This window comes from Christensenella intestinihominis, from assembly GCF_001678845.1.
Taxonomy (GTDB): Bacteria; Bacillota; Clostridia; order Christensenellales; family Christensenellaceae; genus Christensenella; species Christensenella intestinihominis.
This window is the reverse complement of sequence record NZ_MAIQ01000010.1, coordinates 52,273-77,626: the sequence shown is the minus strand read 5'-3', so window position 1 is coordinate 77,626 and position 25,354 is coordinate 52,273. Positions and strand designations below refer to the sequence as shown.

Genomic DNA, 25,354 nt, shown 5'->3' with positions numbered 1-25,354 from the left:
GAAAAAAGCGGTGGTACATTTTACATTTTCGGTCGTTTTATATTGTTTTTTTCTGATTTTTTTGTTAGAATACGTATTGATTGCGGATGTTTTGGAAAAGAGCATAAATCCCGGTTTTTTTCAAGGCCGCGGAGGATAAGCTGTAAGGGATGGAAAAGGCGTGTGCTCGCGCACACAAAGGATGAGAAATTTTAAAAGAAAGTTTAAATAAATGGTGATTGTGCTATGAAGAAAAGAATTGGAATACTGACAAGCGGCGGGGATACGCCGGGTATGAACGCGGGGATACGCTCCGTGGTAATGGCTGCCGATGCGGCGGGCTTCTCGGTCATGGGAATCACAAAGGGCTATGCGGGCCTTATCGACGGCCGCGTAGACCGCATCAAAACGGAGGATGTGGCCGGAATCGTCGAAAAGGGCGGTACGATCCTGAAAACGGCGCGCTGCGAGGAATTTAAAACGCAGGAGGGCCAGCAAAAGGCGCTCCAGGTCATCAAGGCGTTCGATATTTCGGGCGTGGTCGTGATCGGCGGGGACGGTTCGTTCCAGGGAGCGAAGGTTCTTTCGCACCTCGGCGTTCCGACGATCGGCATTCCCGGAACGATCGATAACGACCTTGCGTATACGGATTTTACCATCGGCTTTGATACGGCGGTAAACGGCGTTGTGGGGGAAATGTCGCGGATTCGCGACACCATGAATTCCCACGAGCGCGTGGGCGTAATCGAGGTCATGGGCAATAAGTGCGGGGATATCGCGCTCTATGCGGGCATCGCGGGCGGCGCGGAGCATATTATTATCCCGGAAGTGGAATTCGATATCGATTATATTTGCGATAAAATCATCGGCAACCGCATCAAGGGCAACATGACGAGTATCGTCCTGATCGCCGAGGGCGCGGGCAAGGGCGAAGCGGTTGCGAATTATATGCGCGCCAAGGCGAAGCTGGACGCCAAGGCCATTGTGCTCGGATACATCCAGAGGGGCGGCGCGCCGTCCGCGGCAGACCGGCTCCGCGCGACCAGCATGGGCGTGCGCGCGGTGCAATTGCTCGAAAAGGGAATCGGCAACCGCGTCGTAGGCATCCGGGATAACAAGATTATTGACGAAGATATCGACGAGGCGCTTTCCAAGGAATTGATTTTCCGCAAAGACCTCTATGATGAGTTCAAGATTATGTCGGAGAATATGCAGTAAAAAAGTTTCAGGGAATAGTCAAAAAAGGCTTTGAAAAAGCCTTTTTTGACTATATAAGTTTTTTTGTGAGGTGGAATGCCATCAATACGTTCGCAGTACCGGAAAGCGTGAAAATAGGCAGCGGGATTCTGTATCCGCAGCTGGAAGGATTTTTAAAACCTACGGACCGCGTGATGCTCATTGTCGACCGGGTTGTCGACGAGCTTTACGGGCAGGATGTTTACGCGTTTTTAGAGGGCCGCTGCAAAGCGGTCAAACGGGAATTTGTGCATGCTGGCTCGCTGAGGGAGGCATTCCTGAAATCCTATTACATCGTGAACCGCGATTTCGACGCGGTGATTGCGATGGGCGGCGGCAAGGTGCTCGACGTGGGGAAATATGCGTCCTCCATGTCGAAACGTCCGTTTATCAGCATTCCGACGTCCATTTCCCACGACGGCGTGGCGTCGCCGATCGCTGTTTTGAAATGCGACCACAATTCGGTGCGCAGCCTTGATTGTAAAATACCGTCCTGTATCATTATGGACCTCGACATCATCAAAACGGCGCCCGAAAAGCTGATCCTTGCGGGCCTCGGCGATCTTGTTTCCAATATTACGGCCCTGCGGGACTGGGAAAAGGCGGTCCATGCGGGGAAAGCCAGGATGGATGATTTTGCCTATATCATTTCCGGCACGGCGGTGCGCGCGATCCTGCAGTATACGCATCCGGATATCCGCGATACGGCGTTCCTCACGCAGCTTGCGGAATCCGTGGTTCTTTCCGGGCTTGCCATGAACATTACGGGCAATACCCGTCCGTCGAGCGGCGCGGAGCATCTCATCAGCCATGCCATCGACCAGACGGGCAAGGGCACCCTGCACGGAATCCAGACAGCGGTGGCCAGTATCCTCGTGGAATACCTCTACGGAGGGAATTACGAATTTATCCGCGATTACCTCAAACAGGCCGGGCTGCCGACGACGTTTGTGGAGCTTGGGCTCGCCTACGGGGATTATGTCCAGGTGATGCGCGCGGCACGGACGACACGCAAAAACAGGTATACGATCCTCGATGAAATTCCTTATGACGACGCTTACCTGAAAGAAATTTACGATGTGGTTTACGGAGGGACGAATGGCAGGACGTGAGAAACGGGGACGGGTGAACCCGAAGGCGGCGGAGCTTCGCGATATCGAATGTTTTGTGCTTGATATGGACGGAACGATCAACTTGGGAGAAAACCTGATTCCCGGCGCGAAGGAATATATCGAATATATGCAGAAAAATGGCGTGCCTTTTTACTTTTTCACCAATAATTCCTCAAAGGCGCCGGAGGATTATGTCAAAAAGCTGGAACGGCTCGGCTTTACGGGCATGACGCGCGAAAATATTATGACGTCCGGCGACGTGATGATCCATTACCTGAAAACCCACGGCGGACAGCGGATTTACCTTGCCGGGACGCCCGAGCTGGAGACGCAGTTCCGGCAAGCGGGTTTCACCCTGCTGCCTTCCGATACGGAAACCGCGGATTTTGCCGTGCTGGGGTTTGATAAAACCTTTAATTTTGAGAAAGCGGATGCGATTTCGCGGCTGGTTACCGCGGGCGTTCCCTTCCTTGCGACCAATATCGACCGCGTGTGTCCCCTCGAGGATGGGAAATTCTGCCCGGACTGCGGTTCAATGGCGTGCATGATTACGCATGCGACGGGCATCGAGCCGAAATTTGTAGGCAAGCCGTTCAAAGAGACGGTGGATTATATCCTTGCCAAAACGGGTTCGCCGCGGGAAAAGACGGCGATGGTGGGCGACCGCTTGTATACGGATGTGAAGACCGCCGTAAACGGCGGCATTGTGGGCGTCGCGGTGCTTTCGGGTGAAATCACCTATCAGGACATTGAAGACGGAGACGTTGCCCCGGATTATATCCTGGACAGCGTGTACGATATCTATATGGCAATCAAATAAAAGGAGGGAAACCAGAATGAAATATTTAATGGGAATCGATGTAGGAACGAGCGGCGTAAAATGCCTGATTATAGACGAGGAAGGGAAGGTTATCCGTTCGGTGACGAAATCCTATCCGCTGTATACCCCGAAGCCCGCGTGGTCGGAGCAGGACCCGGCGGACTGGTGGAAGGGCACCAAAGAGGCCTTGGAAGAGCTTCTTGCCGGGGTGGACAAAAAAAGCCTTGCGGCGGTCGGTTTTTCGGGGCAGATGCACGGCCTCGTTGCGCTTGACAAGGATAACAATGTGATCCGCAACGCAATCCTGTGGAACGACCAGCGCACAGGCGAGGAGTGCGAAGAGATCATCGCGGCGGCGGGGGGCCTCGACGGGCTTGTCGGCTATACGAACAACACGATGCTCACGGGCTTCACGGGCGGCAAAATTTTATGGGTCAAAAAACACGAGCCGGAAAATTTCGCGCGCATCGCAAAGTTTGTAATGCCCAAAGACTATATCCGCTATTGCCTGACGGGCGAAATTTCGACGGATGCGTCCGAGGCGTCGGGCACGGGGCTTTTCGACGTAAAGGAACGCAAATGGGCCGACGGCCTGATTGACAGGCTGGGGCTTGACCGTTCGATTTTCCCGAAGGTATACGAATCGGACGAGGTAACGGGCCATGTGACGGCGCAGGCGGCGGCGGAAACGGGAATCCCGGAAGGCCTCCCGGTGTATGGCGGCGGCGGCGACGCGGTCATACAGAATACGGGCATGGGCATCATCCGCGAAGGCACGCTCGGCGTGGTGATGGGGACCTCCGGCGTTGTCGCCACGGCGATGAACAGCTTTGGTAAAAACGAAGGCGGAAAGCTCCAGTTCTTCTGCAACAACGCGGCCGGGAAATATATGGCATTCGGCTGCCAGCTTTCCTGCGCGGGTTCCATGGAATGGTATAAAAACACCTTTTATGCGGAGAGCGCCGCGCCCTTCAAGGAAATCAACGAAGGGGCGGAGGCTTCCAGCATCGGTTCAAACGGAATCGTATTCCTGCCCTACCTTTCAGGCGAGCGCTGCCCCTATCCGGACGCGGATGCGCGCGGCGTGTTCTATGGGCTGTCCCTGCTCTCAAACAAGGGAGATATGGCGCGCGCGGTCATGGAAGGCGTAACATTCGGGCTGTACCAGATGTACGAGTTGATTATGAACACCAACCCCGAGCTTAAGATCAATGAAGTAATCCTGTCGGGCGGCGGCGCGAATTCCACGCTGTGGAAACAGATCGTGGCGGATATCTTCAATCTTCCGGTCAAGATACTCGCGGGCGCTGCCGAGGGCGGCGCATACGGCGGCGCGCTCGTGGCAGGCGTGGGCGAGGGAATCTATAAAAACCTTGAAGACGCGGAAAAGGTGCATTCGGTGAAGGAGATCGTGGAGCCGGTTCCCGGCAACCACGAAAAATATCAAAAGGTCAAGAAAATTTACGATAAGCTTTATTACGACCTCAAGGACACCTTCAAAATGTCCGCGGAATAAACGAAAACCAAAAAAGGGGCTATCTCGGGGGAAAACCCGGGACGGCTCCTTTTTGATTTGCCGGCCTATGCCGCAGGGGCCATGATTCGCCGCGGAACGCGACCCTTTTATTATTCCTTATTACCTGTTATTTATTCAGTTTTCAGGTATCGAACCCGTTTTATGGACCGGCAACAGGGCTGTCACCCGGCCCGCAGGGCCGTGCCCGGCGCCCGCAAGACCTTGGGAAGAACGCCGTATGCGCACGCGACAATTGCCGCCGACGCGAGGACATCGTAAATCTTAATGACAAATGTGCCGAAGAAGCACGCAAGGGCGTTCGGCCAGCCCCAGGCCGACGCGATGCCGTAATAATAGGCCTCCCATCCCGATTCGGAAATACCGCCCGTGCGCCAAAGGGTGAGGAGCGTGGAAATCGCCGCCGAAACGACGATAACAAGGACGATTGTCGAAACGATCCGCTGCCGCAGGGATTTATCCTTCCTGCGCATGTTGAGCCCTACAATCAGCGCGACCGCCGCGCTGACCGCATAGTAAAAGAGGGAGCTTGCGGTATAATCGAACACGGCGATGCAGAAGTTGTTGACGAGGCCCACCAGAAGCCCGGCCGCGGGCTCGAGCATCAATGCGGCGAGGGCCGTGCCCGTCATATCCAGCCACACCGGCAGGTGGAAGTGCGACGCGATGCCGTGGAGGATAAGGTTCATCGCCACGCCGGTCGCCATAACAATCAGGTAACGCATTTTGTTATTCATGTGCTTCCTCCGTTTCCCTGTCGGCCTCGAGCACCCGTTCTACGATGGATGAATTATCGTCCCGGGGCGGCTTGCCCTCCTGCTCGCGCTTTTCCTTGTCCTTATTAATCTCCTCCACAAAGCTCGCGGTAATGATGCCCGCCGGCAGCGAAATCACGGCCACGCCGAACAGGGAAGAGATCATGCTGATTAGCTTGCCGACGTTGGAAATGGGGTAAACATCGCCGTACCCCACGGTCGTGAGCGCCGTCGTCGCCCAATAGAGCGCGTCGAAAAAGGAATCGAAGGTATCCGGCTCATAGGCGAACATTGCAAGTGCGGAAATGAAAATATAGGCGAGCGCAATGACAAGGACGGAGCACAGCGTCCGTTTTTCCTTTTTGAAGGCGTTGAGGATGTAGGTAAAGCTCTTGGAATAGTGGAACGCCTTAAAGATGCGGAGCATACGCAAGATGCGCCAGCCCTGGCCGATCAGCCCAAGCGACGGCAGCAGGGACACGAGGTCGATGATCGCAAAAGGCGTGAACGGATAGAGGATAAACGCCTGCGGCGATTTGCGCCCGCTGATATAGTCATAGGAAATCCAGCGGAAAATATAATCGAAAAACAGGATATAAACCGTGACAATGTCGATCGTGTCAAGGACGGAATTGCTTTCCTTGAACATCAGCGGGCAAATACTCACAATGGCCACAAGCATAATGAAAATGTCGTACGCCTTGCCGAGCCTGTCCCCCGGTTCCGCCTTCCGCACGATCCGGTAAAGCTGTTCCCTTAACATCCGCGCCGCCCCCTAAACAAACATGTAGGCGCAGAAGGGCAGCAGGGTGTTGCCGAGCAGCGTCAATACGAGAATAATATAGAAGAGGATTCGTCCATACTGCTGGGAAAACTCCTTGTCCTCATATTTCTTGCGGACGCGGTTGATATTGATGATAACAATTGCGCACATGAGGATCATCATCACGCCCCACAGGTTGACGAATTCCACCAGCCCGGTCTGGAGCGCGTCGGGCAGCAGGTTCGCGCCGACCATGACGTTGGCGACTGTGCCGAAAAGCGCGGCCGGAATCATCGCCAGGGGGTCCACATGGTGGTAGGTGCAGATAAAGAGCGTGATAAGCACCCAGGTAAGCGTCCCCACAAGGGCGATAAAGCATTTCACGTACAGCCCCGCGTCCGCGCGGTTGATTTCCAGCGCGGTCACATGCTCGGACGTAATGAGGTCCCCGCCCGCCGGGACCTCCGGGTCGCCGTGCGCGTTTTCGTACTCCATCGCGTAAGACCCCGTCGCCGACCGTATCACGTCAAAGCCGGAAATACTGAGGTTCTGGTTGAGGCCGCTGTCCGCCGTGTCGGGCACAAAAACCACATCGTCTACAGTATAGTTTGATTCGAGATAGATGCGGAGCTGGTGGCTTTCGAGCGGGAAGCGGATGGTCCAGTAATTTTTGGTAATGGTGGCGTCGCAGCGCACAAGCTGGTAGTTCATGTTCCCCTCATGATAGTCCTTCACATACTCCATTTTGTTCATGAAGCCTTTATAAACGCGGAAGTTTCCTGCCATATCGAGCTTTGGATCGCCCTCCCACCTGAACCACGCGAGGAACACCACGCGGAAATTGCAGGATTTGAGGTTGATCTCCTTGAGGTTTTCAATATAGGTCCCCACCGTTACCCGCGTGGCGTCCGCGCCGTATTCCTCAACCTTTTGCGCAAGGTCCTGCGGCACCTCGAGCGCATCATACCAATAGCCGTCCTCGGCTGTCTTATCCCGGTACAGGGCGCTGCAGGTAAGCCCGAGGAAGGTACCCGCAATCACCAGGATCATAATGATGCTGAACAGCAGCTTTTTTCGCTGCCATGTCTTCATTTCCTTTAATTTCATAATTCCTCCAAACAGGAACGGCCCCCGGAAAAGGTTACCGGCGTATATGGCGTGTCCAGCCCGCCGCAGGGCGTCCTGCGAAATAAAATACCTACTAAAAAATGTATACAATGGTCACCAAAACATTTTAATGCCAATGTCCCGAAATGTCAATCATGCAAGATTCATGCCAATTTTGAAAGCAGCGGAAAAGCCGGTTGCTTATTGACTCCTTCCGGTGCGGATGATACGATGGAAAAAATGCAAAAGGGGTGGCAGGATGGATTTTGTGTTAAGGAAGTGGACCGAAGAAGATATTGCATGCGTCCAGAAATACGCCAACAACGAAAAAATCGCGGCCAATTTAAGGAATGCGTTTCCTTATCCTTATGCAATGGACGACGCCGGGGCGTATATCCGTTCCTGTATTGAAAAAGACGGGCAGGGGCAGGTGGTGCGCGCCATTGTTGCGGACGGGCGCGCGGCAGGCAGCATCGGCGTTTTTTTCGGGACCGACGTATACGAAAAAAGCGCGGAAATCGGCTATTGGCTGGGCGAGCCGTTTTGGGGGCATGGAATCATGAGCGAAGCGGTAAGCCGTATATGCCGGTATGTATTCGCGAAATACGAAATCGAACGTATTTACGCGGAGCCCTTCGCGCGAAACCGGGCCTCGCGGCGTGTGCTCGAAAAAGCCGGGTTCATATTGGAAGGCGTTCTCAGGGACAGCGTTTACAAAAACGGCGTGCTGCAGGATTCCTGCATGTATGCGCTTCTCCGGCAATAGCGGGATACAAGGGGCTATGGTATAATAGCGTTATATGAAAAGCAAACCGGAAAAGCTTTGCCATCCCCTCGCGCCGGTATGGAACGAGGCTTCTAAAATATTAATCCTGGGAACGTTTCCGTCGGTAAAGTCGCGGGAGGCCGCGTTTTATTACGGAAACCCGCGCAACCGCTTCTGGAGCGTGCTGGCCGCGGTGCTCCAGGAACCCGAGCCGCGGGATGTCCCGCAAAAAAAGGAATTCCTGCTGCGCAACGGAATCGCCGTGTTTGACGTGCTGAAATCGTGCGAGATACGCGGAAGCTCGGATGCGTCGATCAGGAAGCCGGAGCCAAACGACCTTTCGGAAATTTTTTGCGCGGCAAAAATCCGCGCTGTGTTTACAAACGGGAAAAAAGCGTATGAATATTATATGAAGTACTGCTTTGCGGATACGGGCAGGGAAAGCGTCTGCCTTCCGTCCACAAGCCCCGCAAACGCGGCGATGTCGCTGGAAAAGCTTGCCGCCGCGTGGTCGGCTGTGCTGCCCCCATTGAATGGACAATAAATAACAAATACGGGTAATTCATTGCAGTTTACGGAAAAGCGCCCGCGGTCAGGCCGGGGAAGGGCCTTCTAACCGCAAGCGGCGAATCGGGATATTATAAGGAAGTTATCATCCGGCAGGAGGAATATTATGACCCTTTCAGTTTCTATTTCACTGTTTTTCGCGGTGGCTGTTCTCTACATTTTAATCATCGACGTTTTCACCATCCTGTTCCGGATGTCGGGCATGACGGAGGAAAAAGCAAAGTTCCAGGTGATCTCGCTGCTCACGAACAGCGGCTACACCACAAAGGAAAGCGAGCTTGTGGTAAACAAGCTCGTGCGCAGGCGGCTCGCACGCACAATTATGCTGTTCGGCTATATTTTTTCCGTGACGATCGTCACGGCCTTTGTCAATGTGGTGATGAACCTGCCCAAAGCCATCCAGGAGGATTTTTGGACGCTCACGGTCATCCTGGCAATCATCTTTGTGGCCTTTATGATTGCCAAGCGCGTTCCCGGCATCAAACAAAAATTCAACGATATTATCGAAAAGATGGGCCGCAAATTGATGTTCCGCGGGAATGTGAATATTGTCAGCGTGGTCGACCAATACGCAAAAGGCGTGGTGGCGGGCGTCAGCATCGCGGCGGTGCCGGGCCGCATACAGGGAAAAACGCTCGGCCAGCTTGATTTTGCCGCGGATTTTGGCGTACGCATTATCCTGATCCAGCGGGAGGGCAAGGTGCTCGACTATATCACCAGGGATACGGAAATCATGAAAGGCGATAAGCTTGTGGTTTTTGGCAAGCTGGAGCAAATTATGGATTTATTTACCGTCACCAAGGACGGGCGGCAAATCGAAGGCTCCAGGGAAGCGGAGGTTCAATAGCGGAAAGGGGTACGGTCATGGCAGTATGGATTGTTGTTGCGGCGGTTTATTTTGTTTTGCTGGGCTTTTATGTCAGGGAGGACCTTCACGGCAGCTTTGCCCGCGCGACAAAGCTCAAGATGACGCTGAGCAGTCTTTTTTGCGCCGTGGGCGTCGCGGGGATCATACTGTGGTCGCTGGCCCTGCCGCCCGTGCCGGTTGGAGCGGCGCTCATCGTGTGCGGGCTGTTTTGCGCGCTGGTGGGGGATTATTTCCTTCGTTTTATCCAGCTTGACGCGAAAAAATTCAACTGCGGCGTTCTCTTTTTTGCGGGCGCGCAGGCGTTCTTCCTTGCATCCATGTTTTTGGTGCAGGGAATCGATTTTGTGGAATTCGTGATTATGGCCGTGCTGCTTGTGGCGGCGCTGGTCCTGATGAAAAAACAAAACTGGCAGCTTGGGAAGGCGCAGGGGCCGCTCACGGTCTATATGGTCCTGCTGTCCCTGATGATGGCGAAGGCGGTGGTGACGGCAATCGTGCCCACGGCCGCGTCCCCATCCGGCTGGATGCTGCCCGTGGGGCCGTGGCGCGTGTCCTATGTGCTGATGGCCTCCGGCGCGGTGCTTTTCTGGATTTCCGACCTCCTGCTGGGAATCTGGAATTACCACAGCAGGAAAAATGCAATCACGGCATGGAACTCCATCACTTATTTTACGGGAACCTTCCTGATTGCGCTCAGCCTGCAGCCTGTATTTGCATAAACAGCGAAATGAAAAAACGGGGTGCGCTCCTGTGCAGCGCGCGCCCCGTTTTTAAGTACGCTATTTAATGGTTATCCCCATACCGCCGGAAATTGCCGTGTTGCCCAAAATGACGGGCGCGCTGTCCGTGCCGTCCAGTCCGCCGAGCGAGCCGAGCGCCTCGCCGGAGCCTCCGTCGAGCAGCGCCGCGTTTCCGTCTCCCGCCGCCAGCAGGCAGCCGGTTCCGTCGGCGGAATATGCCGCCGCGGGCGTAAAGGCGGATGCAAAGTCCATATCCTGCTGCCATTTGATTTCCCCGGTATCTGCCGCAAGCGCCGCAACCAGCGCATGCTCACCGCTGCCCTGCGCGACGGTGCAGAAAACCATGCCGCCCAGCGAGCCTTTTCCGGGCGCCGGGGTCGAAAAAATACCGCCGTCCGCGCCGCACGGGAAATCCCGCTGCCAGATGATCTCGCCTGAAAGGCCCTTGATTTTGTAAACGGAAGCGTTTCCATCTGCCGCCTTGCAGCCGATATAGAGGTAAATGCCGTCCGCCGCTTCTTCCACCAGCGGGGAAGAGGCAATCCCGCCACCTGTTTTTTGTATGTAAACGGGCTTCATTGTATTGAAATCCACACACTGAACATAACCGCCGCTATCCGTAATAAATGCGTAATTGCGCCACGCCGCGAGGCCTGTGACGGCAAAAGAGGCGGGGGCTGCGCCCTCCGCGCCGCCCGTGACGCTGTACCGGTATTTTACCGGTTCGTCCGGGCTTATGGAGACGGTTCCCGCCGCCCGGTCAAAATCGGAATTCAGGTCCATCGTATACAAAATGCCGTTTTCGCCAACCCAGATGAGCGCATCGGCGTCCGCGGCAACCAGGGGCGCGCAGGAAAATCCGCCCGTCCCGTCGAGCAGCGAAAAAGAGTCTTTTCCGCCGCCGTATTGATAGAGAAGTTCCCCGGTGAGCAGGCTGTAAACGCCCATGCATGCGTTTTCCGCGTTCCCGCCAATATACACGAGCGGATAGCCGCGCGGGTCAAGGGACAGCGCCCCTCCCGGTGTAAAACCAAGCGAAATGGGGTCGCGGGTGGCGCTTCCGTCGGCAAGGTCCGCAAAGGAAAGCGTTCCGTCGGTCCCCGGTAAAAGTACTTCCGTAAGTCCTGCTTTTGCTGCTTTTTCCGGATAGAGGTTCATCATTTGACGCATGTCGTCGTCCCACTTGACGGCAAGCGGCTGGGCGGCTAAAGCGGGAGCGCCGCCTTCCCGGGGCCATGCCTTTTCCAGCTTATGATCCGCTGCGGAAAACCTGCCGAAGCTCCGGGTGTTCCGGTAGTGGTTCCCGTCCGCCGTCACAATTCCGGCGAGCGGCGTATATTCGCCCGCAACCGGGAAAGAGATTGTTTTTGTACGCGATAAATCGGTCGCCGCCGCGCCGTCCTGTTCGATTTCGGAGGTAAGGCCAAAAGCGGCGGGCTGTGTCGTATCCACTGCCGCAGGCGCCGCGGATTCCTCCGCCGTCTGTACGGGGGCCTCATATCCCGCTGTAATCTCGGCTGGGGCAGGTGTGGAAGGGGAAGGGTCTTTTCCTGCAAAAAAACCTGTTTTGGTCAAAAACATGACGCCCAAAACGACGGCGAAAATAATTGCCGCGAAAATAAGAATCAGGAGAACCAACCTTCCAATCCGCAGGCGCCCCCTGTGCCGCCGACGCGGCCGGTATGAATGATAACGATTGAAACGATGAGCCATACCCCCAAACTCCTTTGCCTGCAAGATACCGCTATTATACCGCAAATACCCGGACGGATAAAGCATTGTGTGAAGGACGGCAGGGAAAAGTATGGCGTATCAAAAAAAGAAACAAACATTTTATGCATGAATTTCAAAGAATATGCATTCGCCTTTTTGTAAAGGACAGGAAAAATCCAGGTCAGGTTCCGGAAAAATCCACCGGGGTTTTCCGCAGGCAAAAAACCCGCATATTTCCGCGAAAAAACAGAATTATCCACAGAAGATTGTGGATAACTTTTTACCTAAAAAATGTTTTAACAAAGCCGTTTTTTGGGTGGAAACGGAACGAATTGAAAATGAGTTATCCACAAATGTGAAAAACGCATGGCTGTGCGGAAAACAGCGTGTCAATAGGGGAAATCAAAAAAAATGAAAAAATCACGTTTTTCTCACAGAATAATAATTTTTATGCATGGAAATGAATAAAAAAACTGCGGCGAAAAGCCGCAGTTTTCATTTTAGGAACAAAACGCTATTTACTTAAATAACCATCTATGCTGTTTGCCGCCGTCTTGCCTGCGCCCATCGCAAGGATGACCGTCGCCGCACCCGTCACGGCGTCGCCGCCCGCGTACACGCCGGGAATAGAGGTTTCGCCTGTTTCTTCATTGGTAATGATCCCGCCCCAGGGCTGTGTTTTCAGGTCGGGCGTAGAATTCTTAATCATCGGGTTGGGGGACTGCCCGATCGCAACAATCACCGCGTCCACAGGAAGCGTATATTCGCTGCCTTCGATCACCACCGGGCGGCGCCGTCCGGACGCGTCCGGTTCCCCAAGCTCCATGCGCACATCCTTCATGCCAACGACATTTCCGTGCTCGTCGCCCAAAATTTCGGTGGGCGCTTCGAGAAGCCGGAAATCGATGCCCTCTTCCTTTGCATGGTGCACCTCTTCAAGACGGGCGGGCATCTCCGCCTCGCTCCTGCGGTAGACGATATAGACATGCCCGGCCCCGAGGCGCTTTGCGCAGCGCGCCGCGTCCATCGCCACGTTTCCGCCGCCAATAACGGCGACACTCTGATACGGTTTGATCGGGGTGTCGTAAGACGGATACTGGTATGCGTGCATCAGGTTGATGCGCGTCAAAAACTCATTGGCCGAATATACGTCGTTGAGGTTTTCACCGGGAATATTCATAAAGGACGGAAGCCCCGCGCCGCTGCCGATAAAGATTGCCTCATAGCCCATTTCCTTCAGCTCGTCAATGGTAAGGATTTTCCCGATTACCATATCGAGTTTGATTTCCACGCCCATCTCCTTCAGGACGTTGATCTCGAGGTCGACGATTTCTTTCGGGAGACGGAATTGCGGAATCCCGTATTTCAGCACGCCCCCCGCGGTATGGAAGGCCTCGAAGACCGTAACGTCATACCCCTTCTTGGCAAGGTCGGAAGCGCATGTAAGCCCGGCCGGGCCGCTGCCGATGACCGCCACCTTTTTTCCCTTTTTGGGGGCGATATTTTTCGCGCCGAGGGCGCCCTGGCTCATCGCGAAATCTGCCGCGAAGCGTTCAAGGCGGCCAATGCCGACAGGCTCGCCCTTTTTGCCGCGTACGCAATACTTTTCGCATTGGCTTTCCTGCGGGCACACCCTCCCGCATACGGCGGGCAGGCCGTTCGTCTCCGTGATTTTCTGGTAAGCGGCCATAAAATTGCCTTCTTTGATTTCGTGGATAAATTCCGGGATGTTGACCTGCACGGGGCAGCCGGATACGCACGGTTTATTTTTACATTCCAGGCACCGGTTGCTTTCCTCCTGTGCCATTTCGGGCGTGTATCCCAGCGCGACCTCTTCAAAATTGGTCGCGCGTACCTTGGGATCAAGCTCGGGCATTTTTACCTTTTCAAGCGACATATTTCTTTCCATGTTATTTGTCCTCCGCCTTATCTGCCATCTGGATCAGCCTGCAGTCTTCCTCGCGTTCCTTCATGCCGTCATACATGGAAAGACGGCGCATCGCCGCGTCGAAATCCACCTCGTGTCCGTCGAAGTCCGGGCCGTCGATGCATGCAAACTTGGTCTCGCCGCCCACTGTAAGCCGGCAGCCGCCGCACATCCCCGTGCCGTCGATCATAACGGGATTCATGCTCACGATGGTCTTGATGCCGTATTCGCGGGTCAGCTTGGAGACAAATTTCATCATGGGAATCGGGCCGATGGCGACTACGATATCGTATTTTACGCCATCCTCGATTTGCTTTTTCAGCGCGTCCGTCACAAAGCCGTGTATGCCGAACGTACCGTCGTCCGTCGTGATGATGAGGTTGTCCGAAGCCTCCGTCATTTCCTTTTCAAGGATAATGATATCCTTCGTCTTAAAGCCCGCGATCATATCCACGGAAACGCCCATCTGCTTCAAATGCTTTGCCTGCGGAAGCGCAATCGCGCAGCCGAGGCCGCCGCCGATTACCGCGGCTTTTTTTATGGATGGGTCAAAGTGGGACGCAACGCCGAGCGGCCCCACCACGTCGAGGATTTCCCCGCCTTCCGGGAGGGAACCCAATTGCTGGGTGGACCTGCCAACCTGTGCGAAAATGATGGTCACGGTTCCCGCCTCGCGGTCAAAATCCGCGATGGTGAGAGGAAAACGCTCGCCCTTATCGTGCGTGCGCAGGACAAGGAACTGGCCGCTTTGCGCTTTTTTTGCGATCAGCGGGGCGTCGATGACCATCTTGGTGATGCCATTTGCCAATGTTTCTTTCTTCAAAATTTTAAACATAATGTTCTCCCCATTATATAAGATTCACATAAGATTTGAAATTTCGTACCCCGGGGTGCCGGGAGCCAGGCAATATGCCTGAAACAAAACCGTGCGGGAAAAGCCGCAAGCGAAAAACGCGCGGCCCGATTCCCGGCACCCTAATATTATAAACGAAAGGGCCGGGGAGTTACAAGTGCCAAATAAACGGTTGACATTGGGAGATTGGCATAATAATATGATAAATGTAAATGAACACGCGTTCAGTTTGCAAATTCCGCAGGAGAAAACGAGATGGAACAGACAATAGATAAACGCGCGGAAATGATGGGGACGGCGAAGGTTCCCGGCGCAATCGTGAAACTTGCAGTACCGGCCGTTGTCAGCATGGTCGTCATGGCAATTTACAACATGGCGGACACATACTTTGTCAGTATGTCGCCGGAGGGGTATCTCGGTACCGCGGCGGTTTCGGTCTATATGCCGATCATGCTTTTAACGCAGGCGCTTTCCATCCTCTTCGCGGCGGGCGGGGCGGCATATCTTTCGCGACTTCTCGGCGCGCAGGAAAAGGAAAAGGCGGGGCGCACGGCGACGACCACCATCATCCTTTCCTTTTTATCCGGGGTCTTTGTCGCGGTGGCCGGCGGCCTTTTTGCCGAACCCATCCTGCTTGCGCTCGGCGCTTCCGCGGATACCATCGACCTTGCGCTCGATTATGCGCTGATCCTGCTCCTTGCCTCGCCGGTGCAGCTTACCAATATGGCGTTCAACAACCTGCTGCGCGCAGAGGGAAGCGCGGTGCAGTCCATGGTGGGGATGGTAATCGGCGCGGTCCTTAATATGATCCTCGACCCGGTTTTCATTTTCACCCTCAATATGGGCGTTATGGGCGCCGCTGTCGCGACCGCGATCTCGCAGGTTGTCGCCTTCGTAATCCTTTCCTCCAACTACTGGCGGAAAAAGACGGTTGCAAAATTCCGCCTGAAGGGGTTCCGGTTCGAGGGGAAAATTATTTCCTACATCGTGCGCGTCGGGTCGTCTACGTTTTTAACGCAGCTTCTCGCGGCGATCGGTTTCGCCGTTATCAACGTATGCGCAAAGCCGTACGGGGACGCGGCAATCGCGGCCTTCGGCATCGTAAACCGCATCCAGTTTTTAGGATTTGCGCTGATGTTCGGGTTTTCGCAGGGCTACCAGCCGGTGGCGGGCTATAATTTCGGCGCGCATCAATTCGACAGGCTCAAAACCGCGATGAAATTCGGAATCGTGGTTGCGCTCTGCATCGGGGCCCTGGTGACGCTCGCGTGTTATGCCCTCGCCCCGCAGATGATGGGCCTGTTTACCACGGACGCCTATGTGATGGAAATCGGCGTGCCCGCGCTCCGCTGGTTCACCGCCGGTTTCACAATTACCGCATTTACACTTATTATGCTGATGACGCACCAGGCGTTCGGCAAGGCGGGCGGCGCGCTGGTCCTGTCCATTTCGCGGCAGGGCGTGTGCCTGATTCCTACGGTGCTTGTGCTGGCAAACGTGCTGGGGCTTTTTGGAATCATGCTGTCGCCGTTGGTGGCGGATGCAATTTCAGGGGTTATTGCCGTGGTGCTGGCCGCCAGGATATTTAGATTCATCAGGAAGACAAAAGAGGAATACGCGCTGGGGCTTCTGGACCCGGATGCGGAACAATAAGGAAGGAACGGTTATGCCCAAGAAAATAGAGGATGTAACACAAAAAATCATCAATGCGGCGCTCGAAATTTACCACCGGGAAGGATACGACAGCCTTTCCATGCGCCGGATCGCCGAGGTCAGCGGGCTTTCGGTGGGAACGGTATATACGCATTTTGACGACAAGGAGGCGCTGCTTGCCCAGGTGCTTGCCGGGGAAATCGAACAGATTATGAACGATTTTATGCGGAATGTGTTCGGCAAGGAACCAAAAGAAGCGCTTTATGGGGCAATTTATTGCTTTATCGCCCGCATGGTGGAAACGCCGCAGGACGTGATAAACCAGGTTGTAAATTTTGAGTCGGATAAGGAATATATCGAGCGCACGCTGTTCGGCATCCGCCGGCAGGTGCAGGAATTGCTGATCGAGCTCATTACACGGGTGTTTTCCGAGTGCGGGACAGAGCTTACCGGGGAGGACGGACGGGTGCTTTCCGAGCTTTTGTTCGGTATGCTGAATGCCATTTCCCTCTATGGCGCGGGCGATATCGACCAGCGTTCCATCCTTGTATACGATATGTTCATCGCGTATGCGGAAAAGCAAAGCAAGGAAAAAAAGACGGTTCGCAAAAAGCGTGTTAAAAAAGCGAAGGCCTGAGCCGCGGAATGCCCGCTGCCGGAGGGCGGGGCCGCACGGGCCGGATATTTTGAAATAAAAAAGAACGCGGTGCTTGCCGCGCTCTTCTTTTATTTCGCTCAGTTTGCAGCCTGCGCCGCGGGCGTATAAACCCTTGCCGCCGCCTCGCTGTCCATATAAAGGATGCCAGCCTCACTGTTTCCGCTGATTTTCAGCTTTTCAATCAGGCCGTTTGCATTTTCTTCCTCCTCGACCTGCTCGGTTACGAACCACTGCAAAAACTGCTGTGTTTTGAAATCGCGCTCATCGAGGGCGCTTGCCATCAGGTCGTTGATTAATCCCGTCACCTTTTGCTCGTGCGCCAGTGTCTTTTCAAAAATATCCATGGGCGATTTAAAATCCGTATCCGGCGCTTCGATTGCCCGGAACTCCGCATTCCCGCCCACACGCAGGATGTAATTCATGAGCATCGTCGCATGGTCGCGTTCCTCCTGCGCCTGCACGGTGTACCAGTTCGCGAATCCGTTTAAATTCTTGGATGTAAACCATGCGGCCATGGAGAGATAAAAATAAGCGGAGAAAAATTCATTCTTCACCTGTTCGTTGAGCATGTCTTCCATTTTTTTGCTGATCATAATAAACTTACCCCCTTAAATAATGTAAATTTAATTCGACAATATTATAATACCACGCAGCGGAAAAGAAAAACTATTTTTTTGTGCGTTCCAGGAATTCCATAAAAAGCCCGAAAGCGTGCTGCGCCGCCGCCCGCCGCATATTGAATTGGTACTCGTGGGGAAGGAGCGTCACGGAACGCGGATAAAACGTGTCTTCAACAGGCGTCCCGCAGTCCCGGAGCGCTTCCGCGTATGCCATTCCCTGCTCGGTAAAGGTGCCGATGTTGCCGTCGGTCAGGAAAACGGGAGGGAACCCGGAAGGCGGAATATGGCGCAGGACGGACGCTTCCTCAATCTCCGGGCCGTGCCGCCACTCCGCATTTCCCGTCACGCCCCAGAACACGCGTTTTACAACATACGAGACAGGCGTATGGGAGTCGAAATTCCCGGCATACGCCGCCGCGTCATAAAGGCCGCAAAAAAGGCCCATCCCGCGGATGCATTCGCGGGGCACGACCTGGGGAATTTTAACTTTCTGCGCATATTCCGCATCGATTTGCGCTGTTACAAACTGCGCCGACATCTGCGCCCCGGCGGAATCGCCCGCGAAATATGCGCGGGAAAGATCGATATTAAACGTATCCGCCCGTGCAGCAATGAAAGAGCAGGCGTCGGCCGCCGACCGTACCCCGGCCGGATAAACCGCCTCGGGCGCAAGTGGATAGTTGACATTCACAACAATATATCCCCGCGCGGCGATTTGGACGCAATAACCCTCCACGTCCGCCTTGTCGCCCGCAATATAGGCGCCGCCGTGGAGCCAGAATACCACAGGCAGCGGCCCGGAAGGGGCGGCGGGGGAAATCACATCGAGCGTGCATTTTTTATTGGAAGGGCCGTAACGGAGGTCGCGCGCAATCTCCACGCGCGCGCGGAGGGCGGAATAATTTTTGGGCCGTATATAGGTGCCGAACCGGAACAAATTCCTCAGGAACCAGCACGCGGGCCGGGGAGAAAAAGGCCAAAGCAGCAGCACAAAAGAAAACCCTGTTAATATCGCCTTTGCGATCCATTTCAGCACAATAGTCACGACGTCTGGTGCACACTTCCCTTCTGCGCCTTTTTACTTGAAATCTTTGCGGAACCGGTATTGGAATAAGATTTTCTCCATCGCGGCACAACCGCTTTTAGCGGTTCGCAGCCGGGGCCCGCCGCACAAAAAAACCGCGGCGGAATAAAAGGCTTTTTTATTGCTGCTTCCGGTTATTCTGCGCGCCTTTTTTGGTAACGAGGAAAAACACAACCCACACGGCGAACACAAGGACCAAAACCGCAATCCCGGGGAAGAACGGATGATCGGTGGTGGGGTTGTCAAAAATAGTCGCGGCATTGAGCAGCTTTGAATTCAAAAGATAGGTAACTCCCGAGTTTGCGGGAAAAGTCACATTACCGTCCTCATCCACCTTGATCCCGTTTTCGTCCAGGGGAAGGATGTCGCGGTTAATATCATAATAGTACAGGTATACCAGTGAGCCGGGCGCATAAACGTCGCCCACGTAAATGCTGATATCGGTATCCGGCGGCAAAGCGTCGTTCCGCGTCAGGTTCAGGAAGACGGCGTTTTTATCCGCCGACGACGCGGTGCGCTTGCCCTGCGGCGGCTCCTGCGAAACACTCGCCGAAAGGTTAATGTTCATGGGTACGGAAAGCTTAAGGCCGTTGAAGCGGAAAGAATAGGGACGTTCGCTGTTGATGGTGAACGTCAGGTTCCTGTCCTGCCCGATCAGCGGATAAATCACGCTTTCCGGCACAACCGACGCCTGGTTGAGGAATACGTGCACATCCTCCGGCACGTTTGCCTGCAGTTTGGAAATAATGTTATCCGTATCGATGGTTTCTTCCCAGATCGTAAGATTGGAAGAACCGGATAGGCGTTCAAGTTCCTCGTCCGATTTGCTGTCCAGGTAATCGGCCACAACGTCAAACAGCGTAGGCCCTTCCTCGAGGACGGGGGAAGTACATTCATAGCCGTCCCCGCCGTAATAAATGAAGTCGGGCAGCGCAACGGTAAAACGGTCGGTATCGGAAACCTCCTTGCCGTCCCTTGTGAGCCGCTGGACCACCGCCGCGGATTTCCCCTCGTCATTCAGGTATTTCCGGGCCGAAACCTCAAATCCCGCAAACTGGGGGAACGCGCTCTCGCCAAGCAGCATGCGTGAATTAAGCAGCGTTTTCAGCTCGGCGCCCGTCATCTCCGTGGTAACGATATAGCTGTCGTAGGGAATTGAGTTGTAGAGGGTTCCGAAAGAAACCGGCCCCTCGGGAATGGAAGCGGAAATAATGCCGCTGTTGATAAGCGCAATATCGGCCCCTGTGGCCTCACACATTGCCCGGGTGCACAGCTGCCCGAAATTTGTGCTGCCGTTGCGGATATACGCCTGTTCCGCGTTGAGGAAGACAGGCGTGGAAGTAAGGTTCCTTCCCATGACGGGCTGCTGCTCTTTTTCGTATTCGATAATTGTTTCCGCAATATTCTTATCCGGTGAAAATGCGGCGGCTTCCCCGGCGTCAACCAGGCGGCTGCTTACGCCGGTCAGGATTTTTTTTGAATCGAACGTCAGGCTGGCGATGCCGAAATTCTCAAAATTTTTTCCGGCCTGCACGATCATTGGGGTCCTGCCCTGGATATAGCCGGGATAAGAAATATATCCGTTTTCATAGGCGTCGTGGGAATGCCCGTCGACAATCAGGTCGATGCCGCTCACATTGGTGGCGATATCCACGCTGCCTGTCTTTCCTTCCTCCGACGTACCAAGGTGGGAAAGCACGATAACCGCGTTTACATTTTGCGCGCGCAGGTCGTTGACCGCGCTCTGGACCGAGGTGAAAAGGGGTTCCCCGTCGAGGAACGTGATGCCCGCGAGGTCGCGCGGGTCGGCTGTTTCTTCCGTTTCCGGCGCGGCAACGCCGATTATGCCGATTTTAATTCCGCCCTCCTGGAAAATGCGGTAGGGCTCGAACATAAGCTGGCCGTCTTTCAGGATATTGATGGCAAGGCCGGTGATCCCGGAATCCGAAAGGAGTTGCTGCAAAGCTTCGCTTCCATAGTCAAAATCATGGCTGCCGGGCGTGACCGCGTCATAGCCGGACTGTTCCATCAGGGACGCAATGCTCTGCCCGTTGCTGAGGTTGGCAAAAGCCGTACCCGAAAAAGCGTCCCCCGCATCGAGCAAAAGGCGTCCGTCGGCCCCGTCCTCTTTCAGCATCGTCCTGAAACGGGCATATCCGATGGATGTTTCATTGCCGACGGCATGTCCGTGGATGTCGTTCGTATGGTAAATATTGATGACGGTCTCTTCCTCCGCGGGCGCCGCGGATGCAAAACCGGGGATCATCATAATCATGAGCAGGAACGCCAGCAATAACGCCGGCACTTTATTCAGACGCATAATGCCTCCATATTAAAAAAACGATGAAGCGTTTCCTGCATTATATCAAAAAAGCGTACGTGATGCAATTTCGATGTCGCTGGATTTTCGGCAGGATGCATGGTAAGATTAAGAAAAGAAAAACAGCGGGGGAGGAAAGGATGGAACTCAGGGAAACGACAATTTCTTCGGAAACGGTGTATGACGGAAAAATTATCCGGGTGGAAAAAGACAGGGTGCGCCTGCCGAACGGAAAGGAAGCGCTGCGTGAGGTCGTGCGGCACCAGGGCGGAGTGTGCGTGTGCGCGGTAGACGGGGATTTAAACCTGTTCTTTGTGCGGCAGTACCGTTATCCGTTCGGGGAAGCCATGCTCGAACTCCCGGCCGGGAAGCTCGACGTGAAGGGCGAGGACGCATACGACGGCGCGCTGCGCGAGCTTCGGGAGGAAACGGGAATTATTGCGGCGGATATGATGCCCCTTGGCGAAATCTATTCCAGCGTGGGCTTTTGCGACGAAGCGATCCATATGTATCTCGCGGTCAATATCGAGCAGGGCGAGCAGTGCCTCGACGAGGACGAATTTATCAATGTAGAAAAAATACCGCTCGGCAGGGCGGTGGAAATGTGCCTGAAGGGAGAGCTGCGGGATGCAAAAACCGTGGCGTGCGTGCTCAAGGCATATATCATCCTCGAACAGCTCCAGCGTGAAGCGGGCGGGCACGGGGAGGCTTCCCATGAGTGAACGAAAGGCGACGGACGGCGAACTGGAAAAGATGAGCGTCATCTTCAAGATGCTCAGCGACCAGACCCGCCTGCGTATTTTGCTTGCGCTGCACAACCGGGAATTGTGCGTGGCCCACCTGTGCGAGGCGCTGGGAATGGAGCAATCGGCGGTTTCGCACCAGCTCCGCAACCTTAAGTCCGCGCGGCTCATCAAAAACCGCAAGGACGGGAAAAACGTATATTACAGCCTCGACGACGAACATGTCCTGCATGTGATCGACCAGGTGCTCGAGCATGTAAGGCATTAACAATATCATACGGCTTTACGGGAAGGCGGGTTTCCGCCTTTTTGTTTGCCGAAAAAATTTTATAAAAATAAATCCGGGAATGGGTTTACAAATGGAACGGATGTGGTATAATACATATGAACGAATGAACATATATTCATATGAAGGAGGACGGAAATGGAAAAGGAACATGTACATATCCACGCGGATGAAGCCTGCGCGTGCGGCGTGCATGACAATGAGCATGGGCATGCCTGTGCATGCGGACATGAACATGCGCATGCGGAAGAAGGAAAGAAAAGCTATCTGGCGCGCCTTGTGGTCGGCGTGGCGATTTTTGTGCTTGGATATATCCTGCAAAGCGTCATGGAACTTGGTTTATGGGGGCGTTTTGCAATCTTTTTCGCGGCCTACCTGGTGCTCGGAGCGGGCGTACTGGCGGCGGCGGGGAAAAACATCCTGCGCGGGAAGGTGTTCGACGAAAATTTCCTGATGGCGGTTGCAACCATCGGGGCTTTTGTGCTCGGCATCTATACGGGCAGCGGGGATTTTGCCGAAGGAACGGCCGTTATGCTGTTCTATATGGTGGGCGAGACGCTCTCCGATATGGCGGTGGAACGGAGCAGGAACTCCATCGCCCGGCTGATGGATATCCGGCCGGATTACGCCAACCTGAAAACGGGCGGGGAAGTCAGGCGGGTCGATCCGGCCTCCGTTGCGATCGGGGATACGATTGTCGTGAAGCCGTTTGAAAAGGTGCCGCTCGACGGCACGGTTGTTTCCGGGACCTCGGCCCTCAACACAAGCGCGCTCACGGGCGAGAGCCTTCCGCGCGACGTTTCCGAAGGCGCGGAGGCGCTTGCGGGCAGCGTGAACGGCGGAGGGACAATCGAGCTCCGCGTGGAAAAGGAATTCGGGGAATCGACAGCCGCCAAAATACTTGACCTCGTGGAGCATGCAAGCAACAAGAAAGCGCGCGCCGAAAAATTTATCACCAAGTTTGCGCGTTACTATACGCCCGTCGTGTGCGCGGCCGCGCTCGTTGTGGCGGTCGTCCCGTCCCTTGTGACAGGCGCGTGGAGCGTATGGATTTACCGCGCATTGCTGTTCCTCGTCATTTCCTGTCCGTGCGCGCTGGTGGTGTCCGTTCCGCTTACCTACTTCAGCGGAATCGGCGGCGCGTCGAAAAAAGGAATCCTGATCAAGGGCGCAAATTATCTCGAAGCCCTTACGGGTGTGCGCGAGGTGGTGTTCGACAAGACGGGCACGCTTACAAAAGGCGAGTTTGCCGTAAAGGAAGTGTTTCCGGCCGGGGGCGGTACAAACGAAGAGGTGCTCGGGGCCGCGGCGTGCGCGGAAGCGGATTCCTCCCACCCGATTGCCCGCTCGGTGCTGAACGCCTATGGAAGGCAGCCCTGCGCGCGTACGGGCTATGAAGAAATTCCCGGCCACGGCGTAAAGGCGGAAACCGCGGACGGCGTGATCCTTGCGGGCAACGCAAAGCTGATGGAGCGGGAAGGCGTTCCATATGAGGAGGCGAAGGAACCGGGCACCATCCTTTATGTTGCGAAGAACGGCCGCTTCCTCGGCAGCATATTGATTGCCGACCAGGTCAAACCCGACGCCCGGGCGGCGGTGGAAGGCCTGCGGGAAATGGGCATCGGCACGGCAATGCTCACGGGCGACGCGAAAAGCATCGGCCAGGCAATCGCGGGGCAGGTAGGCGTGGACGAAGCATACTGCGAGCTGCTTCCGCAGGATAAGGTGGAAGTGCTGGAGCAAATCCGGAATAAAAAGGGCAGCGCGGCTTTCGTGGGCGACGGCATCAACGACGCGCCTGTGCTTGCCCGGGCGGACGTAGGTATCGCGATGGGCGGCGCGGGAAGCGACGCGGCCATTGAAGCGGCGGATATCGTGCTCATGACGGACGAACCGTCGTCTGTTTCCGGGGCGGTGCGCATTTCCAGGAAAACGCGGCGCATCGTGTGGCAGAATATCGTATTTGCCCTTGCGGTCAAGGCGGTTGTCATGGTGCTCGGCGTGGCCGGGTTTGCCGATATGTGGTGGGCCGTATTCGCAGACGTGGGCGTAACGCTCATCGCCGTCGTAAATTCCCTGCGGGCATTGAAGAATTAAAGAAAGAAAAAGGCAGCCGTTTCAGTTTTGGAATCGGCTGCCTTTTTTGGTTGCCCTGGTATTTGAAATAATTCAGGCATTTTCCGGAAGAATAGACGTCACCAGCCGGATGCCGTGCTGTTCAAAATAATCACGGTATTTTTTGGGGACAGGTTCATTGGTAATAAAGGCATGGGAAATTGTGAGAGCGCCGGATTCCACAAAACCGATCCGGTCGAATTTGGTGTTGGAAGTCACAATGTAAAGCTCCTTCGTAATTTTACGAATAGACTGCAGGACATTATTTTCGCCCACATTGGATACCGTATATCCAGCCTCAAGGTCTACGCCCGCTACCCCGAAAAATGCTTTGTCAATGTTAATGCTGTTGATATAGTTCATAAACATTTCGCCGCCTACGCAAAAACGGTCATGGTATAAGTTGCCTCCGGTAACAACGACATTGATCGTTTTATTTTTGCGTAAGGCAAGTGCGGCATAGAGGTTATTGGTAACAATGTTTAAATCGTTCTTTTCGGCGAGGACCTTGGCAATATTATAGCAGCTGCCGCCTTCGCCCAAAAAAATCCATTCCCGGCTGTGGATAAACTGGGCCGCAATCAAAGCGGTTTGTTCTTTGACGGCGTCGTGCTTGGTAATCTCATTTTTTTCATCCTCGGGAGAGGGCGGGGCTGCCGCGCTTTCCCCGGCAAGGACAGCTCCGCCATAAATCCGTTTCAAAAACCCTGCTTTTTCAAGCTCCGTCAAATCGCTGCGGATCGTCACGGTCGATACGCCGAGCAAACTGCTGAGCGTTTGTACGTCAGCCTGGGTTCGTTCCAGCAATATCTCTTTTATTTGATTTTGCCTCACACTTTTAAACATATATGGAACCCGTCCTGTCCACCGTCATAAAAAATCAGATCGGCATAATATTAAAATACCTTGCGTTTATTTTCTTCTTTACTTATTTTGTGCCAATTTAGGTGATTTGTCAATCCTTAAAGTGAAAGCAGAAGAAAAAAAGCATAATAATGAAAAAAGAAAAAAGCATTAATTAACAAAAACTCGAAAGAAAAATACTTGACAACAAAGATAAACGATGATAGAATGAACAAAACGAAAGAACAACGAAAAAAGAAAAAACAACAATACAAGTCAATCTATCAAAAAA

General features: G+C 54.3%; 23 protein-coding genes. 13 read left to right on the top strand and 10 right to left on the bottom strand.

Annotation, left to right across the window (positions count from 1 at the left end; translation table 11 throughout):
* The first annotated feature begins 225 nt into the window (after positions 1 to 225).
* The 4 genes from pfkA (at position 226) to xylB (ending at position 4,663) form a co-directional block, all read left to right on the top strand.
* A complete protein-coding gene (gene pfkA, locus BBD38_RS12290; RefSeq protein WP_066688676.1) occupies positions 226 to 1,197 on the top strand; it encodes a 6-phosphofructokinase in 972 nt (323 codons plus the stop codon).
* Positions 1,198 to 1,262: 65 nt separating this feature from the next.
* Complete coding sequence (locus BBD38_RS12285) at positions 1,263 to 2,327, top strand: iron-containing alcohol dehydrogenase family protein (protein ID WP_147568162.1); 1,065 nt, start codon at positions 1,263 to 1,265, stop codon at positions 2,325 to 2,327.
* Positions 2,314 to 3,147 carry an HAD-IIA family hydrolase gene (locus BBD38_RS12280; protein ID WP_066688674.1) on the top strand — a complete coding sequence of 278 codons (834 nt, stop codon included), beginning with the start codon at positions 2,314 to 2,316 and terminating at the stop codon, positions 3,145 to 3,147. Before BBD38_RS12285 ends, BBD38_RS12280 begins: the two co-directional genes overlap by 14 nt.
* A 16-nt stretch (positions 3,148 to 3,163) precedes the next feature.
* Entirely contained in the window at positions 3,164 to 4,663 is a 1,500-nt protein-coding gene (gene xylB, locus BBD38_RS12275) for a xylulokinase (RefSeq protein ID WP_066688673.1), read from the top strand.
* A 182-nt stretch (positions 4,664 to 4,845) separates the two neighbouring features.
* Here the strand turns inward: xylB and BBD38_RS12270 are convergent, their stop codons facing one another.
* The 3 genes from BBD38_RS12270 to BBD38_RS12260 are packed head-to-tail and all read right to left on the bottom strand — an operon-like array spanning position 4,846 to position 7,306.
* Complete coding sequence (locus BBD38_RS12270) at positions 4,846 to 5,418, bottom strand: hypothetical protein (RefSeq protein WP_066688672.1); 573 nt, start codon at positions 5,416 to 5,418, stop codon at positions 4,846 to 4,848.
* Entirely contained in the window at positions 5,411 to 6,199 is a 789-nt protein-coding gene (locus tag BBD38_RS12265) for an ion transporter (RefSeq protein WP_066688670.1), read from the bottom strand. The genes BBD38_RS12270 and BBD38_RS12265 overlap by 8 nt, the downstream gene beginning before the upstream one ends.
* A 12-nt stretch (positions 6,200 to 6,211) precedes the next feature.
* On the bottom strand, positions 6,212 to 7,306 hold the full coding sequence (locus tag BBD38_RS12260; protein WP_066688668.1) for a ligand-gated ion channel: 1,095 nt from the start codon (positions 7,304 to 7,306) through the stop codon (positions 6,212 to 6,214).
* 259 nt (positions 7,307 to 7,565) lie between these two features.
* Between BBD38_RS12260 and BBD38_RS12255 the strand changes: the two genes are divergently transcribed.
* From BBD38_RS12255 to BBD38_RS12240, 4 genes are all read left to right on the top strand, one after another.
* On the top strand, positions 7,566 to 8,072 hold the full coding sequence (locus BBD38_RS12255; RefSeq protein ID WP_066688666.1) for a GNAT family N-acetyltransferase: 507 nt from the start codon (positions 7,566 to 7,568) through the stop codon (positions 8,070 to 8,072).
* A 34-nt stretch (positions 8,073 to 8,106) separates the two neighbouring features.
* A complete protein-coding gene (locus tag BBD38_RS12250) occupies positions 8,107 to 8,616 on the top strand; it encodes a DNA-deoxyinosine glycosylase (RefSeq protein WP_066688665.1) in 510 nt (169 codons plus the stop codon).
* Positions 8,617 to 8,745: 129 nt separating this feature from the next.
* On the top strand, positions 8,746 to 9,486 hold the full coding sequence (locus BBD38_RS12245) for a cation:proton antiporter regulatory subunit (RefSeq protein WP_066688664.1): 741 nt from the start codon (positions 8,746 to 8,748) through the stop codon (positions 9,484 to 9,486).
* A 17-nt stretch (positions 9,487 to 9,503) separates the two neighbouring features.
* Complete coding sequence (locus BBD38_RS12240) at positions 9,504 to 10,226, top strand: lysoplasmalogenase family protein (RefSeq protein WP_066688663.1); 723 nt, start codon at positions 9,504 to 9,506, stop codon at positions 10,224 to 10,226.
* Between the two features lie 60 nt (positions 10,227 to 10,286).
* On the opposite strand, the gene BBD38_RS12235 is transcribed toward BBD38_RS12240, so the two are convergent.
* The 3 genes from BBD38_RS12235 to BBD38_RS12215 all read right to left on the bottom strand — a co-directional run bounded on the left by BBD38_RS12235 (position 10,287) and on the right by BBD38_RS12215 (position 14,722).
* Positions 10,287 to 11,960 carry an outer membrane protein assembly factor BamB family protein gene (locus BBD38_RS12235; protein WP_172807839.1) on the bottom strand — a complete coding sequence of 558 codons (1,674 nt, stop codon included), beginning with the start codon at positions 11,958 to 11,960 and terminating at the stop codon, positions 10,287 to 10,289.
* Between the two features lie 514 nt (positions 11,961 to 12,474).
* Positions 12,475 to 13,869 (bottom strand): NADPH-dependent glutamate synthase, encoded by a 1,395-nt coding sequence (gltA, locus tag BBD38_RS12220; protein WP_066688654.1) that lies wholly within the window; start codon positions 13,867 to 13,869, stop codon positions 12,475 to 12,477.
* A gap of 1 nt (position 13,870) precedes the next feature.
* On the bottom strand, positions 13,871 to 14,722 hold the full coding sequence (locus tag BBD38_RS12215) for a sulfide/dihydroorotate dehydrogenase-like FAD/NAD-binding protein (RefSeq protein WP_066688646.1): 852 nt from the start codon (positions 14,720 to 14,722) through the stop codon (positions 13,871 to 13,873).
* 273 nt (positions 14,723 to 14,995) lie between these two features.
* Between BBD38_RS12215 and BBD38_RS12210 the strand changes: the two genes are divergently transcribed.
* Together BBD38_RS12210 and BBD38_RS12205 are read left to right on the top strand one after the other, a co-directional pair.
* The gene (locus tag BBD38_RS12210; RefSeq protein ID WP_066688645.1) at positions 14,996 to 16,393 is read left to right on the top strand and encodes an MATE family efflux transporter; all 1,398 of its coding nucleotides are present in this window, start codon (positions 14,996 to 14,998) and stop codon (positions 16,391 to 16,393) included.
* Between the two features lie 13 nt (positions 16,394 to 16,406).
* Entirely contained in the window at positions 16,407 to 17,030 is a 624-nt protein-coding gene (locus BBD38_RS12205; protein ID WP_172807838.1) for a TetR/AcrR family transcriptional regulator, read from the top strand.
* 98 nt (positions 17,031 to 17,128) lie between these two features.
* Here BBD38_RS12205 and BBD38_RS12200 read toward each other — a convergent pair whose 3' ends face one another.
* From BBD38_RS12200 to BBD38_RS12190, 3 genes are all read right to left on the bottom strand, one after another.
* On the bottom strand, positions 17,129 to 17,644 hold the full coding sequence (locus tag BBD38_RS12200; RefSeq protein WP_066688640.1) for a ferritin: 516 nt from the start codon (positions 17,642 to 17,644) through the stop codon (positions 17,129 to 17,131).
* 73 nt (positions 17,645 to 17,717) lie between these two features.
* The gene (locus BBD38_RS12195) at positions 17,718 to 18,662 is read right to left on the bottom strand and encodes an alpha/beta hydrolase (protein WP_172807837.1); all 945 of its coding nucleotides are present in this window, start codon (positions 18,660 to 18,662) and stop codon (positions 17,718 to 17,720) included.
* Between the two features lie 211 nt (positions 18,663 to 18,873).
* Positions 18,874 to 21,075 carry a bifunctional metallophosphatase/5'-nucleotidase gene (locus BBD38_RS12190; protein ID WP_066688636.1) on the bottom strand — a complete coding sequence of 734 codons (2,202 nt, stop codon included), beginning with the start codon at positions 21,073 to 21,075 and terminating at the stop codon, positions 18,874 to 18,876.
* Between the two features lie 140 nt (positions 21,076 to 21,215).
* Here BBD38_RS12190 and BBD38_RS12185 point away from each other — a divergent pair, with 140 nt between their 5' ends.
* The 3 genes from BBD38_RS12185 to BBD38_RS12175 all read left to right on the top strand — a co-directional run bounded on the left by BBD38_RS12185 (position 21,216) and on the right by BBD38_RS12175 (position 24,201).
* Positions 21,216 to 21,797, top strand: a complete 582-nt coding sequence (locus BBD38_RS12185; RefSeq protein ID WP_066688627.1) for an NUDIX domain-containing protein — start codon at positions 21,216 to 21,218, stop codon at positions 21,795 to 21,797.
* On the top strand, positions 21,790 to 22,086 hold the full coding sequence (locus tag BBD38_RS12180; RefSeq protein WP_066688625.1) for an ArsR/SmtB family transcription factor: 297 nt from the start codon (positions 21,790 to 21,792) through the stop codon (positions 22,084 to 22,086). The genes BBD38_RS12185 and BBD38_RS12180 overlap by 8 nt, the downstream gene beginning before the upstream one ends.
* A gap of 156 nt (positions 22,087 to 22,242) precedes the next feature.
* A complete protein-coding gene (locus tag BBD38_RS12175; protein ID WP_066688623.1) occupies positions 22,243 to 24,201 on the top strand; it encodes a heavy metal translocating P-type ATPase in 1,959 nt (652 codons plus the stop codon).
* A gap of 72 nt (positions 24,202 to 24,273) precedes the next feature.
* On the opposite strand, the gene BBD38_RS12170 is transcribed toward BBD38_RS12175, so the two are convergent.
* Positions 24,274 to 25,065, bottom strand: a complete 792-nt coding sequence (locus BBD38_RS12170) for a DeoR/GlpR family DNA-binding transcription regulator (RefSeq protein WP_066688621.1) — start codon at positions 25,063 to 25,065, stop codon at positions 24,274 to 24,276.
* Between the last annotated feature and the right edge of the window lie 289 nt (positions 25,066 to 25,354).

Coding starts and splice junctions, on each gene's coding strand:
- pfkA (WP_066688676.1), top strand. CDS start 226: ATGAAGAAAAGAATTGGAATACTGACAAGCGGCGGGGATACGCCGGGT.
- BBD38_RS12280 (WP_066688674.1), top strand. CDS start 2,314: ATGGCAGGACGTGAGAAACGGGGACGGGTGAACCCGAAGGCGGCGGAG.
- xylB (WP_066688673.1), top strand. CDS start 3,164: ATGAAATATTTAATGGGAATCGATGTAGGAACGAGCGGCGTAAAATGC.
- BBD38_RS12270 (WP_066688672.1), bottom strand. CDS start 5,418: ATGAATAACAAAATGCGTTACCTGATTGTTATGGCGACCGGCGTGGCG.
- BBD38_RS12265 (WP_066688670.1), bottom strand. CDS start 6,199: ATGTTAAGGGAACAGCTTTACCGGATCGTGCGGAAGGCGGAACCGGGG.
- BBD38_RS12260 (WP_066688668.1), bottom strand. CDS start 7,306: ATGAAATTAAAGGAAATGAAGACATGGCAGCGAAAAAAGCTGCTGTTC.
- BBD38_RS12255 (WP_066688666.1), top strand. CDS start 7,566: ATGGATTTTGTGTTAAGGAAGTGGACCGAAGAAGATATTGCATGCGTC.
- BBD38_RS12250 (WP_066688665.1), top strand. CDS start 8,107: ATGAAAAGCAAACCGGAAAAGCTTTGCCATCCCCTCGCGCCGGTATGG.
- BBD38_RS12245 (WP_066688664.1), top strand. CDS start 8,746: ATGACCCTTTCAGTTTCTATTTCACTGTTTTTCGCGGTGGCTGTTCTC.
- BBD38_RS12240 (WP_066688663.1), top strand. CDS start 9,504: ATGGCAGTATGGATTGTTGTTGCGGCGGTTTATTTTGTTTTGCTGGGC.
- BBD38_RS12235 (WP_172807839.1), bottom strand. CDS start 11,960: ATGGCTCATCGTTTCAATCGTTATCATTCATACCGGCCGCGTCGGCGG.
- gltA (WP_066688654.1), bottom strand. CDS start 13,869: ATGGAAAGAAATATGTCGCTTGAAAAGGTAAAAATGCCCGAGCTTGAT.
- BBD38_RS12215 (WP_066688646.1), bottom strand. CDS start 14,722: ATGTTTAAAATTTTGAAGAAAGAAACATTGGCAAATGGCATCACCAAG.
- BBD38_RS12210 (WP_066688645.1), top strand. CDS start 14,996: ATGGAACAGACAATAGATAAACGCGCGGAAATGATGGGGACGGCGAAG.
- BBD38_RS12205 (WP_172807838.1), top strand. CDS start 16,407: ATGCCCAAGAAAATAGAGGATGTAACACAAAAAATCATCAATGCGGCG.
- BBD38_RS12200 (WP_066688640.1), bottom strand. CDS start 17,644: ATGATCAGCAAAAAAATGGAAGACATGCTCAACGAACAGGTGAAGAAT.
- BBD38_RS12190 (WP_066688636.1), bottom strand. CDS start 21,075: ATGCGTCTGAATAAAGTGCCGGCGTTATTGCTGGCGTTCCTGCTCATG.
- BBD38_RS12185 (WP_066688627.1), top strand. CDS start 21,216: ATGGAACTCAGGGAAACGACAATTTCTTCGGAAACGGTGTATGACGGA.
- BBD38_RS12180 (WP_066688625.1), top strand. CDS start 21,790: ATGAGTGAACGAAAGGCGACGGACGGCGAACTGGAAAAGATGAGCGTC.
- BBD38_RS12175 (WP_066688623.1), top strand. CDS start 22,243: ATGGAAAAGGAACATGTACATATCCACGCGGATGAAGCCTGCGCGTGC.
- BBD38_RS12170 (WP_066688621.1), bottom strand. CDS start 25,065: ATGTTTAAAAGTGTGAGGCAAAATCAAATAAAAGAGATATTGCTGGAA.